This is a genomic window from Desulfolutivibrio sulfodismutans DSM 3696, from assembly GCF_013376455.1.
In the GTDB taxonomy this organism is placed as follows: domain Bacteria; phylum Desulfobacterota; class Desulfovibrionia; order Desulfovibrionales; family Desulfovibrionaceae; genus Desulfolutivibrio; species Desulfolutivibrio sulfodismutans.
In genome coordinates, this window is sequence record NZ_CP045504.1 from 1,407,368 (window position 1) to 1,422,007 (window position 14,640).

A 14,640-nucleotide genomic window follows, 5' to 3' on the forward strand; every position below is an offset into this window, starting at 1 on the left:
AACGGTCGCGTCCTCCCCTATCGGGGATGCGACGCTAGCGGTTGAACTTCTCCTGGAGCCGGAAACGCAGATGCGTAAAACGCTTTTCAGACCCGGATTTGCCCAGGCCCACGGCCAGGGCCCGCTTGGGGGCGATGAGCACCGCAAGCTTTCTGGCCCGGGTCAGGGCGGTATAGATCAGGTTGCGCCGCAGCATGACGTAATGCTGGGTCAAAAGGGGCGTCACCACAGCCGGATATTCGCTGCCCTGGGACTTATGCACGCTTATGGCGTAGGCCGGGCTGAGTTCGTCCAGGTCCGTACGGTCATAGGCCACGTCCCGGCCGTCGAAATCCACCAAAAGCTCCCCTTCCTCGGGGTCCACGGCGGTGATGAACCCCAGATCGCCGTTGAACACGTCTTTTTCATAGTTGTTGCGGGTCTGCAGCACCTTGTCCCCGCGCCGGAAAATCGTGTTGCCCCGGACGATCTCCGGGCCCGCAGGATTGAGCCTGGCGCGCAGGGCGTCGTTTAAGGCCATGGTCCCCACCTCGCCCTTGTGCATGGGCGAAAGCACCTGGATGTCGCGCACCGGATCGAAACCGAAGGACCGGGGAATGCGCTCGCTCACCAGTTCCACGATCTTGTCCTTGACCGCCGCCGGATCGTCCATCTCCACCCAGAAAAAATCCGAGTCCTCGGGACGCTCCCGATCCTGCAGGGGGAACTGGCCGTCGTTGACGCGGTGGGAGTTGACCACGATCAGGCTTTTCTGGGCCTGCCGGTAAATATGGGTCAGGCGTTCGGCGGGCACGGCCTGGCTGTCCAGGATGTCGGCCAGGACGTTGCCCGGCCCGACAGACGGCAACTGGTTCACGTCCCCGACCAGGATCAGCCGCCCGGTCAGGGGCATGGCCCGAAGCATCTGGGCGCACAGCCGCACGTCGAGCATGGAGGCCTCATCCACCACCAGCGCGTCGGCCTTGAGCTTGTTGTCCTCGCTTAGGGCAAAGGAGCCGTCGGCAGAATATTGCAAGAGCCGGTGCAGGGTGGCCGCCGGGAATCCCGTGGCCTCGGACATGCGTTTGGCCGCCCGGCCGGTGGGCGCGGCAAGTTTGACTTTATGGCCGAGCTTGTCAAGGGCGCGCACCACCATGCGGGTGATGGTGGTCTTGCCCGTGCCGGGACCGCCGGTGAGCACGAAGACCTTCTCCCCGATGGCCGTCTGCACGGCCCGGCGCTGCTCCTCGGAAAGCGTCAGCCCGGCCTCGGCCTCGATTTTCGGCAAAAGTCCCCGGGCCTTTTCCAAAACCCCGGTGCTGCCGCCGTGGGTGCACAGCCCCCACAGCCGGTCGGCGATTTCGCGCTCGTAGCCGTAGAGGTGATGCAGATAGACGGCCCGGGGGATGTCCTGCTCGGGAAGCGGACAGGTCTTGATGCGTTTTTTCTCTTCCAGGGCGGCCAGGGCGGACTCGAAGGTGATGGGATCGATCACGCCGTCGAGCATGCCCAGAATCCGTTCGTAGAGCTCCTCGGCCGGAAAAAACAGATGCCCCTGCTCGCTGGCCGTAAAAAGGGAGAACACCACGGCCGCCTCCACCCGGTCCCGGCTGCCGGGATCGAGCCCGAGCTTTAAGGCCATGCGGTCGGCGGTGCGAAACCCGATGCCGCGAATCTCGTAGATCAGGTCATAGGGATTGGCCTTGAGGCGGGCGATGGCGTCGTTGCCATAGAGCTTGAAAATCTTGCCGGCATAGCCCGTGGAGATCTCGAAGGTCTGGAGAAAAAGGATAAGCGAACGCACCTCGCGGTGCTCGCTCCAGGAGGAGAGGATGCCCGAGAGCTTTTTTTTGCCCAGGCCCTCCACGCGCAGCAGCTTGTCCGGCTCGTTCTCCAGGATGTCCAGGACGCGCGCGCCGTACATGTCCACCATGCGCTCGGCCAACACCCCGCCCACGCCCTTGATCTGGCCCGAGGCCAGATAGCGCCGGATGCCGTTGACCGTGGCCGGCATGGACGAGACGGCGCTTTGCACCTGGAACTGGCGTCCGAAACGGGGATGCTCGACCCACTGGCCGGTCAGGCGCACCATCTCGCCCGGGGCCAGCTTGGCCATGGCGCCCACGATGGACACCACCCCCGGTTCGCCCTTGGCCTTGACCCGGGCGACGAGATAGTTGGTCTCTTCACTGTAGTAGGTGATGCACTGCACCTCGGCCGCAATTTCCGTGACCGTCACGCCCGGCGCTCCCCTCGCGTCACGGACGGGCGGCGGGGGCCCGCCGGGCACGCCCGGAGGCCCCCCGCACCCGCGCCGCACGATCCCCGGCGGCCGTCAAAACGGCTCCGGGGATCGTGCAAGCGCGTCCCGCACATCCGCAACGTCACGACACGGCTCAGTTTTCCACCGTCTCGTTGTAAGCCCGTTCAAAGGCCTTGTAGTTTTTCGGCCCAAGCTTGGGGCCGAAGCGGTCGTCGATGACCTCGCGCATGGCCGCCAGAGGCAAAATGTCCGTGGCTTTGAGAAGCGCCCCGAGCATGGTGGTGTTGGTGATGGCCACCCCAAGCTCCTCCAGGGCCACGGTCTGGGCGTCCACCTGGGCCACCGTGGGCCAGCCGTGCTTGGATTTGAGCGCGGGACCGCCCTCGGGGGAGTTGACCACCACCTTGCCGCCGTCTTTCAAGCCCTCGGCCACATTGACGATGTCCAGCAGGGTGGGGTCCAGAACCAAGACCACGTTGGGGCTGTATACCCGCTCGCGGATGCGGATGGGCTTGTCGTCCACGCGTACGAAGGCCACGACAGGCGCGCCGCGCCGTTCCGGCCCGAAGCTCGGAAAGGCCTGGGCGTACATGCCCTGGGCGATGGCCGCCCGGGCCAGAAGCTCGGCCGACGTCACGCCGCCCTGGCCGCCGCGTCCATGAATCCTGATCTCGATCATAGCGTCCCCCCGATTTGGTTCACACATCCTGCCGATAGCGCACTGACTGCTTCAGCGTCTCCCGATCCACGTACTTGACCTCGCTGCCCAGGGGAATCCCCTGGGCCAGCCGGGTCAGACGCACCCCGGGATGGTCCCTGGCCACCATGTTTTTTATATGCGAGGCCGTGGTTTCGGCCTGCAAGGTGGTGCCGAGCGCCAGGACCAGCTCACGCACCTGCCCCTCGCGAAGCCTCTCGGCCAATCGCCCGAAGGCCAAATTTCCCGCGCCCACGCCTTCCAGGGGATCGAGCAGCCCGCCCAGGATCAGATACCGGCCCCGAAAGCCGCCGGCCTCCTCCAAAACGAGCACCGAGTCCCATTGCGACACCAGGCACAACTCCTCGTCGCCGCGCGTGGGGTCCGCGCACACCGGACACACCTGGGTTTCGCTCAAGCCCCCGCACCGCGAACACAGGCACAACCGCTCCCGCAGATCGCCGATGCGCCGCCCCAGGTCCATGGTCCGTTCCCTGGGCCACTGCAAAAGGGTCATGGCCACCCGCAGGGCCGATTTCGGCCCAAGCCCCGGCAGCCGGGCCAACTCTTCCACCACGTCGGTCAGGGGCTTCGGCAGCCTGGCCATGCGCCCCTACCCGTCCGTCCGGCTTTCGCGGCATCTGTGATCCATCATACCCCGGCCCGGTTCCAATTAAAAGAGCCCGGGGATTTTCAGTCCGCCCGTGATCTGGCCCATTTCCGCCTCGGCCATCTCCTTGGACTTCTTCACCCCGTCGGCAACGGCGGCCACGATCAGATCCTGGAGCATCTCCACATCCGTCGGGTCCACCACGGAGGCGTCGATGCGTAAGGCCTGCAGCTCGTTGGCGCCGTTGACCACGGCCACCACCATGCCGCCGCCGGAGGTGCCCTCGACGGTCCTGGCCGCCAGATCTTCCTGCACCTTGGCCATCTTTTTCTGCATGATCTGGGCCTGACGCACCAGATCGTTCATTCCTCTCATGCGATCCTCCACCCGAGCGGCATTGCGCCCGGAATTATCACTACATTCAAATACCGGCGGGCTATCCGCGCGGCACAACGCCGATGACCTCGGCCCCGAAATCGGCCATGGCCCGGCGCACCTCGGGACGTTCCAGGACATAGGCCTTCAGTTCCCCGTTCCCCGGCCGGGCCTCGCCGCCCGGCTCCTCCACGGACACGGCCGTGCCGGGTCCGAAATAGTCACTGGCCACCTGGGTGAGCTTGCGCAGGGCGTCGGGGCTTTTGAGCTGTTCCCGGTTGAACTCGTTGCCGCCGACCACCACCAGGGTTCCGGCCGGTCCCAGGTCCGGGGCAAAGCGCCCCCGGGCCTGCCGCAGGCCGTGAATCATGCCCAAGCCGCCCTTCCTGGCCGTATCGTAATATCTCAAAAAGCCCTCCCAGGTGGGCGGGCCCTTGGGACCGGACGACACGGCGGCCCCGGCCCGGCCATCCATAACCTCCGCCCCGTCGCGGATCGGCGGCAACGCGGCTTCGCCGTATGTCGCCCGGGCGTCGGCAGGCGGTTCGTCGTCAAAGGACGGGGGAGCGTCCTCAAACGCCGGGGGGGATTCGAGATCCTCGGGCGGCCCGGACGGCGGTTCCGGGCGACGCGGCGGCGACGCCTCGGCAGGGGGCGGCGGGGAGGCCATCCGGGTCGGCGCGCCGACCGGTCCCCGGGGCGCTTCGGCCCCATAGCGGCGCGGCCCCGGCCCGCCCGGCCCGCCACCCCGGGACGGTCCCGACGCCGACGTCGGGGCGGGGCCCGGACGCCCCCCGCCCGTAGCGCCCGGCCGGGCCTGGCCGATCTTGTCCAGGGCGACCAGGGACGGCAGGCAGGTCAGGTTGAGCAGCAAAAGCTCCAGGGCCAGGGACGGCTCCAGGCTGGTCATGACCCGGCGCTGCCCTTCCAGGGTCATCTGCCAGTTGGCGTGGATATGCGTCAGGTCGAAGCGGTTCGCCGCCTCGAGCCAGCGCCCGGCCTCGTCCTCGGCCATCTCCACCAGGGACGCCCCGGAAAGGCCCGTCTGGCGCAGAAGAAACATGGTCCGCCAGGCCCCGGCCAGCTCCCGTAAAAAAAAGCCGATGTCCAGGCCCTTGCCCAAGACCTCGCGCAAAATGCCCAAGACCCCGGCGCAGTCGCCCTGGGCCATGGCCTCGACCATACCGAAAAACACGTCCTGCCCGGCCAACCCCAGAACCCCCCGGGCGTCGGCCTCGGTCAGGCCATCGCCGCCCAGGGCCAGAACCTGTCCCAAAAGCGACATGCTGTCGCGCACGCTGCCCGCCCCGCGCCGGGCGATGAGCGCCACGGCCGAAGCCTCGTAGGCCACCCCCTCGCGGTCCAAAATCCCGCTCAGATGGGCGTCCAGCTCGGCCTGGGTCATGCGCTTGAACAGGTAGTGCTGGCAGCGGCTGACGATGGTGGCCGGAAATTTATGGGGCTCGGTGGTGGCCAGGATGAACGTCACCCGTCCCGGCGGCTCTTCCAGGGTTTTTAAAAGGGCGTTGAAAGCCGCCTTGGAGAGCATGTGGGCTTCGTCGATGATAAAGACCTTGTAGCGGCTTTGCAGCGGCGAATATCCCACGTCCTCCTTGAGGCGTCTGGCCTCGTCCACCCCGCCGTGGGTGGCGGCGTCGATCTCCACCACATCCGGGGAGATGCCCGCCGTGATCTGTCGACATTGCAGGCATTCGTTGCATGGCTCGGCGGCCGGGCCCCGTTCGCAGTTGAGCGCCTTGGCGAACACCCGGGCCAGGGTGGTCTTGCCCACCCCGCGCGTGCCGCTGAAAAGATACGCAGGCGCAACGCGGTCCTCGGCGGCGGCCCGGGACAGGATGCGCTTCACCGCCTCCTGGCCCGCAACCTCGCCGAAGCGCTGCGGACGGTATTTAGTGGTCAGACTCGTGGTGGACATGCCGCTCCGTGCGGGGAAAAAAGGAGTGGGGCGCGCCCCACTCCTTCCCATGGATCCTACAGGCTGTAGCCATCAAGCCAGGCGGCGTATTTGGGGTTCTCGCCCTTGACGACCTTGAAAAACTCGGTCTGGAGCCTCTTGGTCACCGGCCCGGCCTTGCCCGCGCCAACAACCCGGCGATCCAGCTCGCGGATGGGGGTGATCTCGGCGGCGGTGCCGGAAAAAAAGGCCTCGTCGCTGACATAGACCTCGTCGCGAGTGAAAAGCTGCTCCACCACCTCATACCCCAGATCCCGGGCCACGGCGATCAGGCTGTCCCGGGTGATTCCGGCCAGGATGGAGGTCAGGGGCGGGGTCTTGATGATCCCTTTTTTGACGATGAACACGTTTTCCCCGGAACCCTCGGAGACGAATCCCGTGGGGTCGAGCAGAAGGGCCTCGTCGTAGCCGTCGGCGATGGCCTCGGTCTTGGCCAGGACGGAATTGACGTAGTTGCCGCAGGCCTTGGCCTTGGTCATCATGACGTTGACGTGGTGCCGGGTGTAGCTCGAGGTACAGATGCGAATGCCCTTCTCCAGGGCCTCCGCGCCAAGATACGCCCCCCAGGGCCATACCGCGATGGCCACCTGGATGGGGTTTTTCCCGGGATGCACGCCCATGGCCTGGCCCGTGCCGATGAACGCCAGGGGCCGGATGTAGCCCTCGGCCAGCTTGTTGGCCTTGAGGGTGTCCAGGATGGCCGTGACGATCTCGTCCTGGGAATACGGAATGGTCATGCCCACGATCTTGGCCGAACCGAAGAGGCGGTCCACATGCTCCTTGAGGCGAAACACCGCCGAGCCGCCGTTTACGGTCTTATAGGCCCGGATGCCCTCGAACACGCCCACGCCGTAGTGCAGGGTGTGCGTCATGACATGGACCTGGGCCTCGTTCCACGGAACCAGTTTGCCGTCAAACCAGATCAAATCCGTCTGAATCCCCATCTCCCACCTCGTTTTTCCTGCCGTGCCCCGGGCTGGGGCCAGACCCCGGGAATCGGAGCCCTCCTGCGGCGCAGGGTAAGAGTGGGAGGCTAAAAAAATCCCCCTTGCAGGTCAAGCAAACCCTGTTTATGGGAAAAACTTCCCATTGACCGCCCCCCCCTTTTCCGGGGCGCACGACACCGCAAAGGACAGACGCAGCCCACGCATGGACACGCCCTCCGCCACCCCGCCCTTCTCCCCGAAGACGCCCTGGCTCGCGCCCATGGCCGGATTCAGCGACCTGGCCTTCCGCATGCTGTGCCGGGAAAACGGCTGCGCCGCCGCCGTGACCGAGATGGTCAGCGCCAAGGGACTTTTTTTCGGCTCCCCGGGCACTTCACGGCTCCTGGACACCTGTCCCGGGGACGCCCCCTTGGTGGCCCAGATATTCGGAGCCGAACCGGACTATGCGGCCCGGGCCGTTTTCTGGCTGGCCGGGCGCGGTTTTCGCCACTTCGACTTAAACGCCGGGTGCCCGGTTCCCAAGGTGGCCAAATCCGGGGCCGGGGCGGCGCTTTTGGACGATCCGGCCCGGCTCGTGGCCGTGGCCCGGGCCATGGTCCAGGCCGCCCGCGAGGCCCTGCCCGGGGAAAATCCCCTGGTCGGGGTGAAACTGCGCCTGGGGGTCGCCCCGCCGCGACTGGCCTGCCTGGACGTAGGGCCCCGGCTGGCCGAGGCCGGGGTCTCCTGGCTGACCCTGCATCCCCGCTTCGCCTCCCAGGGCTATTCGGGCCGTTCGGACTGGACGGCCACCGCCGCCCTGGTATCGGCCGTTCCCGTCCCGGTCATGGCCAGCGGCGACCTGTGGACCGCCGGGGACGGCGCGGCCTGCCTGGAGCAGACCGGGGCGGCCGGGGTCATGTTCGCCCGGGGAGCCCTGGCCGATCCGACCATTTTCGCCCGTCTGCGCGGCCTTTTGGATGGCCGCCCCCTGCCCCCGCCCACCGGCCCGGACATGGCCGCCCTGATCCGCAGGCATGCCGCCCTGGTCCGGGCCATGGACCCCTCGGCCCGGGGCCTGCTCAAGATGCGTACGGCCGTGCCCCGCTACCTCAAGGGGCTGGCCGGATCGCGCGCCTTGCGCGCCAGGATGTGCGGGTGTACGTCTTGGCAGGATGTGGAGTTTGCGGCCCGCGAGGCCGAGCTCTTGACCGCGGCCGAACCCCACGGCCCAAGCGACAGGGAGGGATAGCCGACAATGGAGATCGTGCGCGCCAGCACGGCCGGTTTCTGCATGGGCGTGGACCTTGCCCTGCGCAAGCTCGACGCCATCCTGGACGAGGCCCAGCGCCACGGACCCATCCATACCCTGGGACCCATCATCCACAATCCCCAGGTCATGGCCGAGTACGCCACCCGGGGCGTGCTGCGCACGGACGACCCGGAGGATGTGGCGGAGGGCAGCACGGCGGTCATCCGGGCTCACGGGGTGCCCCAGTGCGTGAAGCAGTCGCTTGTGGAGCGGGGGGTGCGGGTGGTGGACGCCACCTGTCCCCGGGTGCGCACGGCCCAGAAGCTCATCGCCAAGCAGGCGGAAAAGGGCCGCATTCTGCTGCTTTTCGGAGAGAAGGACCATCCCGAGGTCAAGGGGCTTTTAAGCCACGCCGCCGCCGGCTCCCATGTCTTCGATTCCCCGGAGCGACTGGCGGAAATCGAGCTGGCCCCGGGACCGGAATATTTCCTGGCCGCCCAGACCACCCAGGATGAGCTGGAGTTCACGCGCATCCAGGAGATGCTGAAAGTCCGTCTGAACAGGGACTTTCCGGTCCTGTCCACCATCTGCGACGCGACCATGAAACGTCAGCAGGAGGCCATCGAATTGGCGGGCGCGGTGGACTACATGGTCGTGGTCGGGGGATTCGAGAGCGGCAACACCCGGCGGCTGGCCCAGGTGGCCCGCAGCGTGGGCGTGTCCTGCGTCCATGTGGAGACGGCGGACCAGCTTCCCCTGGATGAGTTGCGTGGCGTTGACAGAATCGGCTTGACAGCGGGGGCGTCTACGCCGAAAAAAATCATAGATCGCGTGCAATTCGTGTTGGCGTCGCTTTAGGCCGGAATTGTCCGGTTCACCACCTTTCGGAGAGGAAGGCATGTCCCAGACCAATATTCTGCTTGAAGCCGGCACCAATGAATTGGAAATCGTGGAATTCTTCATCGACGAGGTGGTGGGCACGGACGACGACGGCCGCCCCCACGTCTACAAAGGCTATTACGGGGTCAACGTGGCCAAGGTGCTGGAGATCATCCGGCTGCCCCGGGTCACGGAGATGCCCGAGGTCTCGCACCCCAGCGTGCTCGGGGCCTTCAATCTGCGGTCGCACATCATCCCCCTGGTGGATTTGAGCGTGTGGCTGGGCAAGGTCCGGGCCCAGACCGAATCCCCCAAGGTCATCGTCACCGAGTTCAACAACGTGACCACCTCGTTTCTGGTCACCGGGGTGACCCGCATCCACCGCATGAGCTGGGAGGCCGTAGAGCCGCCCAACCGCTACGTGTCGTCTTTGAGCGGCGACTGCATCACGGGCGTGGTCAAGCTTGAGGACCGCATCGTGTTCCTGCTCGACCTGGAAAAGATCGTGGCCGACTTAAACCCCAACCTGGGGCTCAAGCTCGACATGAGCATCGAATGGAACGCCGGGGCGCGCTACCGGGCGCTTATCGCCGACGATTCCGTGCTCATCCGGGAGATGCTCAAGGATCTTCTGAACAAGGCCAATTTCGACGTGGAGGCGGTCAACAACGGCCGGGCCTGTTGGGAACTTCTTTTGCGGCTGAAGGATCTGGCCGCACGCGAGGGCCGTCCCCTGACCGACTACGTGCAGGTGGTGGTGGCGGACATCGAGATGCCCGCCATGGACGGGCACAATCTGACCAAGCGCATCAAGGAAGACCCCTCACTCAAGGAGCTCCCGGTCATCCTGTTCTCGTCGCTGATCACCGACAAGCTCAGGCACAAGGGCGAGGCCGTGGGCGCCGACGATCAGATCTCCAAGCCCGACGTGGGGCAGTTGGCCCTTCGCGCCAAAAACCTCATCCAGGAAAAACTGGCCCCGGCCACGGCGGCATAATAAACCGCCCGGGGCTTCCTATGCCCCCCCGTCCCCGAGCCGGGCGCGTATCTCCGCAAAGGCCTGGGCGTTGTCCAAAAAAACATCCAGGACGGCCGGGTCGAAATGCCTGCCGCGCTCCTTGCGCATGATCGACAGGGCCATCTCCTCGGGATAGGCGTCCTTGTAGGGGCGTTTGCTGACCAGGGCGTCGAAGACATCGGCCACGGCGCACAGGCGTCCAAAAATGGGGATTCCCTGTCCGGACAGGCCGTAGGGGTAGCCCGTGCCGTCGAACCGCTCGTGGTGGCTTAAGGCAATGAGCCGGGCGCACTGGATGATGGGAGAGGTGGCGGATTCGAGGATGCGTGCGCCGTAGAGGGCATGCCGCTTCATCTCTTCCCACTGCGCGGCATCGAGCTTGCCGCGCTTGCGCAGGATGGAGTCGGGAATCCCGATCTTGCCCACGTCGTGCAGGGGCGCGGCCTGGCGCACCAGTTCCTGATCCGCCTCGGACATCCCCAAAAGCCTGGCCAACAGTCCGCAATAGTCGCCGATGCGCTCCGTATGCCGGGCGGTCTGTTCGTCCTTGAATTCCGCTGCCGCCGACAGGCACAAGATGGCCTCCTGCTGGGCCAGCAGCGAACACTCCCGCAGCTCCGTCAGGTTGTCCACGGCCCGGCGCAATTCCTCCGTGCGTTCCCGAACCGCGTCCTCAAGACCGGCCTGGCAGAATCTGGCCCGATCCGCAGACTCCTTGATCCGCAACAGCGCGGCCACACGAAGGGCCAGCACGCCGCGTTCCACCGGCTTTTGCAAGAAATCGTCGGCCCCGCAGGCCAGCGCCGACGCTCGCCCTTCCGCACCCGGCAGCCCCGAGATGACGATGGCCGGGATGCCGACCAAATCCGGCGTGGCGCGCATGGTCCGCACCAGGTCGAAGCCGCTTTGCCCCGGCAGCATGGCGTCGGTCAAAACCAGATCGATGCGCCCAGGCAAAAGGGCCAGGGCCGCCTCGCCGGATTCGGCGGGCACCACCTCATGGCCAAGCCCCCGGACCTCTTTTTCCAAGAGCTTGCGGGTGATGACCTCGTCTTCCACCACAAGCACCCGGCGGGAACGCATTCCCGGGCGGGCCGGGACAGCCGGGAGCGTTTGCGGGGCCTGCCGACCGGCCTGGGGTTTGTCCTGCGGCCCGGACAGATGGGATTCGATCTCTTTTCGGGCCTGGGCCACGCCGTGCACGATCTGGGGAATGATCCAGGCCACCCGCGCCGCATCGCCGACATTGGCCGCCGATTCCGCCAAAGCGGCGGCATCCCTGGCCGCAAGGGCCCCCACGGCCCCCAGGGCCCCCTTGAGCAGATGGGCCAACGCGGCCACATCCGCCAGAGCCCCTTCCGTGGCGGCCCGCATCAGGCGTTGGAGGGTCGTCGGGGTCTCCTGCAAAAAAATGCCGCACAGATCGCGGTACAGGGCCTGATCGCCGCCCAATCCGGCCAGCACGCCCGGCATGTCCACCACCCGCGGCCCGCTCCCCCCGTCCGGGGCGTCGGACGCCTCCAGGCCCGGCGCGGGCGCCCCGTCCGTCCCGTCCGTCCTGTCGGGCCCGTCCGTCCCGTCTGGCCCGTCTGGCCCGTCTGGCCCGTCTGGCGCCCCGTGCGGCGCTTCCGTCCCGGACCATCTGCCTCCGGCCTCCCCCACCAACGCAGAAAGCTCCTTGAAATCCAGTGGCTTGGTCAAAAAGGCGTTCATCCCGGCGTCCCGACACCGGGTTCTGTAGCCGGACAGGGCATGGGCCGTGGCCGCGACGATGGGCACGTCCCGGTTGTGTTCCCCGGCCCGCCCCTCCCGGATGGCCCGGGCGGCCTCGATGCCGTCCATCTCCGGCATCTCCAGATCCATGATCACCATCTCGAAGTTCTCGCGAGACAGCACCGCCAGGGCCTGGGCCCCGGTTTCGGCCAGGACCACGGCATGTCCCAGGCGGCGCAGGAAGACATCGGCCACCTTGGCGTTGATCGGATTGTCCTCGACCACCAGGATCCGCAACGGCTCGCCGCCCAGGCGGGCCTCCTCCACGGTATGCCGGTCCCCCAGGGCCTTGGCTGGATCTCCGGCCGCCACGCACACGGCGAAGGAAAACAGGCTGCCCCGGCCGAGCTCGCTTTCCACCCAGATGCTGCCGCCCATGAGCTCCACGATCTGGCGGCAGATGGCCAGTCCCAGCCCCGTGCCGCCATGGCGCCGGGTGACCGAGCCGTCGGCCTGCCGAAAAGGCAGAAATATCGTTTCCAACTTGTCCGGCTCAATGCCCACCCCGGTGTCGCGCACGGTAAAAAGAAGGGGCACGCCGTCGTGGCGGCTCACCCGGTGATGCATGGCCAGCGGCAAAGGCTCCACATGCAAAAGCACCTCGCCCGAATCCGTGAATTTGATGGCGTTGCCCACCAGGTTGACGATGACCTGGCGCAGGCGCAGGGAGTCGGCCCGCACAAAACGGGGGGCTTTTTTCCCGAAGGAGGCCGCCAGGTGCAGATTTTTTTTCTGGGCCTGGATCTTCAGGGACTTCACGGCCGCGCCCACCACCCGGGGCAGGCTGATATCCGCCTCCTCCAGGGACAGGGCCTTGGCCTCGATCTTGGAAAGATCGAGGATGTCGTTGATCAGCGCCAGAAGCGACATGGCGGATTCGAGCACGGTTTCCAGATGGTCGCGCTGTTCGTCGCCGAGCCGGGACTGCAGGGTGATCCTGGTCAGCCCGATGATGGAGTTCATGGGCGTTCTGATCTCGTGGCTCATCTTGGCCAAAAATTCGCTTTTGGCCCGGTTGGCCTCTTCGGCGGCCTCCTTGGCCCTCGTCAGATCGTTTTGCGCCGCCCGCAGATCGGAGATGTCCGTGGCCAGGACGCATACCCGATCCGGGACGCCGTTTCGGTCGCAAAGGGGGAACTTGATGGTGGCGAAGGGCCGAGACACGCCGCGCACGGGGATGTCGCGGTAAAAGGTGTATGACCGTCCGGTTTCCAGGATGAGGAGATCCTCCTGGCGAGTGATGGCCGCGAAATCGTCAGGGAGATGGTCGTAGGCCGACAGGCCGAAGGCGGCGGCCGGGTCGATGCCCTGGGCCTCGAGATAGGGCTTGTTGGCCAAAAGGATGCGGCCCTGACGGTCACGCAGGATGATAAACGACGGGGAGTGGTCCAGGATCCCCTGAAGCTGCTCGTGCTGGCGGCGCAGGGTCTCGGCGATCTGGCGCTTCTCGGTGATGTCGGCGGCAACGCCTTCCAGGGCCGCCACGTCTCCTGAGGCGTCGCGCACGGCGCGCATGCTGAGCAGGGCATAGCCGATGCTGCCGTCGCGCCGCTTGCACTTGACCTCCAGATCCGTGACCTGGCCCACGGCCTCAAGCAGGCGCACATTCCGGCCGTGGTCCCCGGGATCGACGTACACGTCCCGGGCGATGTCCGTGACGGCGGCCATAAGGTCGGCGGGGGCGTCGAAGCCGAGCATCCTGGCCAAGGCCGGATTGGCGTCCAGGAACCGGCCGTCCGGGGTACAGCGGAAGATGCCTTCCTGGGCGTTTTCGAAAAGCCCGCGATACTTTTCCTCGGTCTGGCGCAAAAGCTCGGTGCGGTGGAACAGGGAGGCGGCCATGTCGTCGAAGGCCCGGGCCAGTTCCCCGAACTCGCCCCGGTCGCGGGAGCGGCCCATGCGATAGTCCAGATCGCCGCCTGCGATGCGCCGCGTGGCCCGAAGCAGGCCCTCGACGGGGCGCAGGATGGCGACGCCGCCGTAATAGTACGTCCCCAAAAGGGCGATCAGGGCGACCAGCGTGAACAGCACGATGTTACGGGCCATGATCTGGTTGGCGGCGGCATAGGCCACGGACACTGGAATGCCGATGCGCACGTAATATTCATTGCCGGGATCGGCGATGAGCGGGGCAAAGGCGTACAGCCGCTCCACGCCGTCGAGTCCCCCGGTCTCCACGGCGTCCACCCCCTGGGACAACAACTGTTCCAGGATGTCGGCGGCCTTGGGAATGGCCTTCTCCACCCAGTCTCCGTCCGCAGGGTGGCGGCTGACGACGGCTCCGGCCCGATCGATGATGGAGACCGTGGCCCCCGGGGGCATGGGCAGGGTGGACACCAGATCGCCAACCCAGCCCATGTGCAGGGCCACGGCCACCACGGCCTCAAGGCTCTCCCCGTTTCGCACGGGATAGGCCAGAAACATCACCTGCTGTCCGGTGAGTCGGCTGACCACGGGCTCGCCCACGGTGAAATGGCCCCGGTCGACGGTCTTTTGAAACCATTCCCGATCCGAAACACTGGCCTGCGAGGTAAGCCCCATGGCGTTGCACAGGATGCGGCCATCGGGCGCCACCGCCAGGATGTCGGCGAAACCGGGATAGTCCTTGATGACCTGGGAGAAATAGAGGCTGCATCCGGCCACATCATGGCGGTGCAATTCAGGAAGCCGGGCCACGGCGTACAGCAGATGCCTGCCGCCTTCGATGAGGGCCTTGCCGTTTCCGGCCACCAGCAGGGCCATGCGCCGGGCCTGTTCAAAGGCCTCGATGCGGGCCGCGTAACGGCTTTGATCGCCCATGTAGGCCGTCAGAAAAAAACCCGGCGTCACGACGAACAAGACAAGGAGCATAAGGCGAAAACGCAGGCTATGGAGAAACGAATACACCATAAAATGC

General features: G+C 66.2%; 10 protein-coding genes. 3 read left to right on the forward strand and 7 right to left on the reverse strand.

Annotation, left to right across the window (positions count from 1 at the left end):
* Nucleotides 1–34: 34 nt before the first annotated feature.
* The 6 genes from recD2 to GD606_RS06795 form a co-directional block, all read right to left on the reverse strand.
* Nucleotides 35–2,218 carry an SF1B family DNA helicase RecD2 gene (gene recD2, locus GD606_RS06770; RefSeq protein ID WP_163302534.1) on the reverse strand — a complete coding sequence of 728 codons (2,184 nt, stop codon included), beginning with the start codon at nucleotides 2,216–2,218 and terminating at the stop codon, nucleotides 35–37.
* Between the two features lie 157 nt (nucleotides 2,219–2,375).
* Nucleotides 2,376–2,921 (reverse strand): pyruvate ferredoxin oxidoreductase subunit gamma, encoded by a 546-nt coding sequence (locus GD606_RS06775; RefSeq protein WP_163302533.1) that lies wholly within the window; start codon nucleotides 2,919–2,921, stop codon nucleotides 2,376–2,378.
* Between the two features lie 19 nt (nucleotides 2,922–2,940).
* Entirely contained in the window at nucleotides 2,941–3,546 is a 606-nt protein-coding gene (gene recR / locus GD606_RS06780) for a recombination mediator RecR (RefSeq protein WP_163302532.1), read from the reverse strand.
* 66 nt (nucleotides 3,547–3,612) lie between these two features.
* The gene (locus GD606_RS06785; RefSeq protein ID WP_163302531.1) at nucleotides 3,613–3,924 is read right to left on the reverse strand and encodes a YbaB/EbfC family nucleoid-associated protein; all 312 of its coding nucleotides are present in this window, start codon (nucleotides 3,922–3,924) and stop codon (nucleotides 3,613–3,615) included.
* A gap of 61 nt (nucleotides 3,925–3,985) precedes the next feature.
* Nucleotides 3,986–5,860 (reverse strand): DNA polymerase III subunit gamma/tau, encoded by a 1,875-nt coding sequence (gene dnaX / locus GD606_RS06790; RefSeq protein WP_176629245.1) that lies wholly within the window; start codon nucleotides 5,858–5,860, stop codon nucleotides 3,986–3,988.
* A 56-nt stretch (nucleotides 5,861–5,916) separates the two neighbouring features.
* Entirely contained in the window at nucleotides 5,917–6,843 is a 927-nt protein-coding gene (locus GD606_RS06795; protein WP_163303430.1) for a branched-chain amino acid transaminase, read from the reverse strand.
* A 205-nt stretch (nucleotides 6,844–7,048) separates the two neighbouring features.
* Here GD606_RS06795 and GD606_RS06800 point away from each other — a divergent pair, with 205 nt between their 5' ends.
* The 3 genes from GD606_RS06800 to GD606_RS06810 are packed head-to-tail and all read left to right on the forward strand — an operon-like array spanning nucleotide 7,049 to nucleotide 9,950.
* Entirely contained in the window at nucleotides 7,049–8,074 is a 1,026-nt protein-coding gene (locus GD606_RS06800; protein WP_163303431.1) for a tRNA dihydrouridine synthase, read from the forward strand.
* A gap of 6 nt (nucleotides 8,075–8,080) precedes the next feature.
* Nucleotides 8,081–8,932, forward strand: coding sequence for a 4-hydroxy-3-methylbut-2-enyl diphosphate reductase (ispH, locus tag GD606_RS06805; RefSeq protein ID WP_163303432.1), 852 nt, complete (start codon nucleotides 8,081–8,083; stop codon nucleotides 8,930–8,932).
* Nucleotides 8,933–8,972: 40 nt separating this feature from the next.
* Nucleotides 8,973–9,950 carry a chemotaxis protein gene (locus GD606_RS06810; RefSeq protein WP_163303433.1) on the forward strand — a complete coding sequence of 326 codons (978 nt, stop codon included), beginning with the start codon at nucleotides 8,973–8,975 and terminating at the stop codon, nucleotides 9,948–9,950.
* A gap of 18 nt (nucleotides 9,951–9,968) precedes the next feature.
* Here GD606_RS06810 and GD606_RS06815 read toward each other — a convergent pair whose 3' ends face one another.
* Nucleotides 9,969–14,633 carry a response regulator gene (locus GD606_RS06815; protein WP_163303434.1) on the reverse strand — a complete coding sequence of 1,555 codons (4,665 nt, stop codon included), beginning with the start codon at nucleotides 14,631–14,633 and terminating at the stop codon, nucleotides 9,969–9,971.
* Nucleotides 14,634–14,640: the final 7 nt, after the last annotated feature.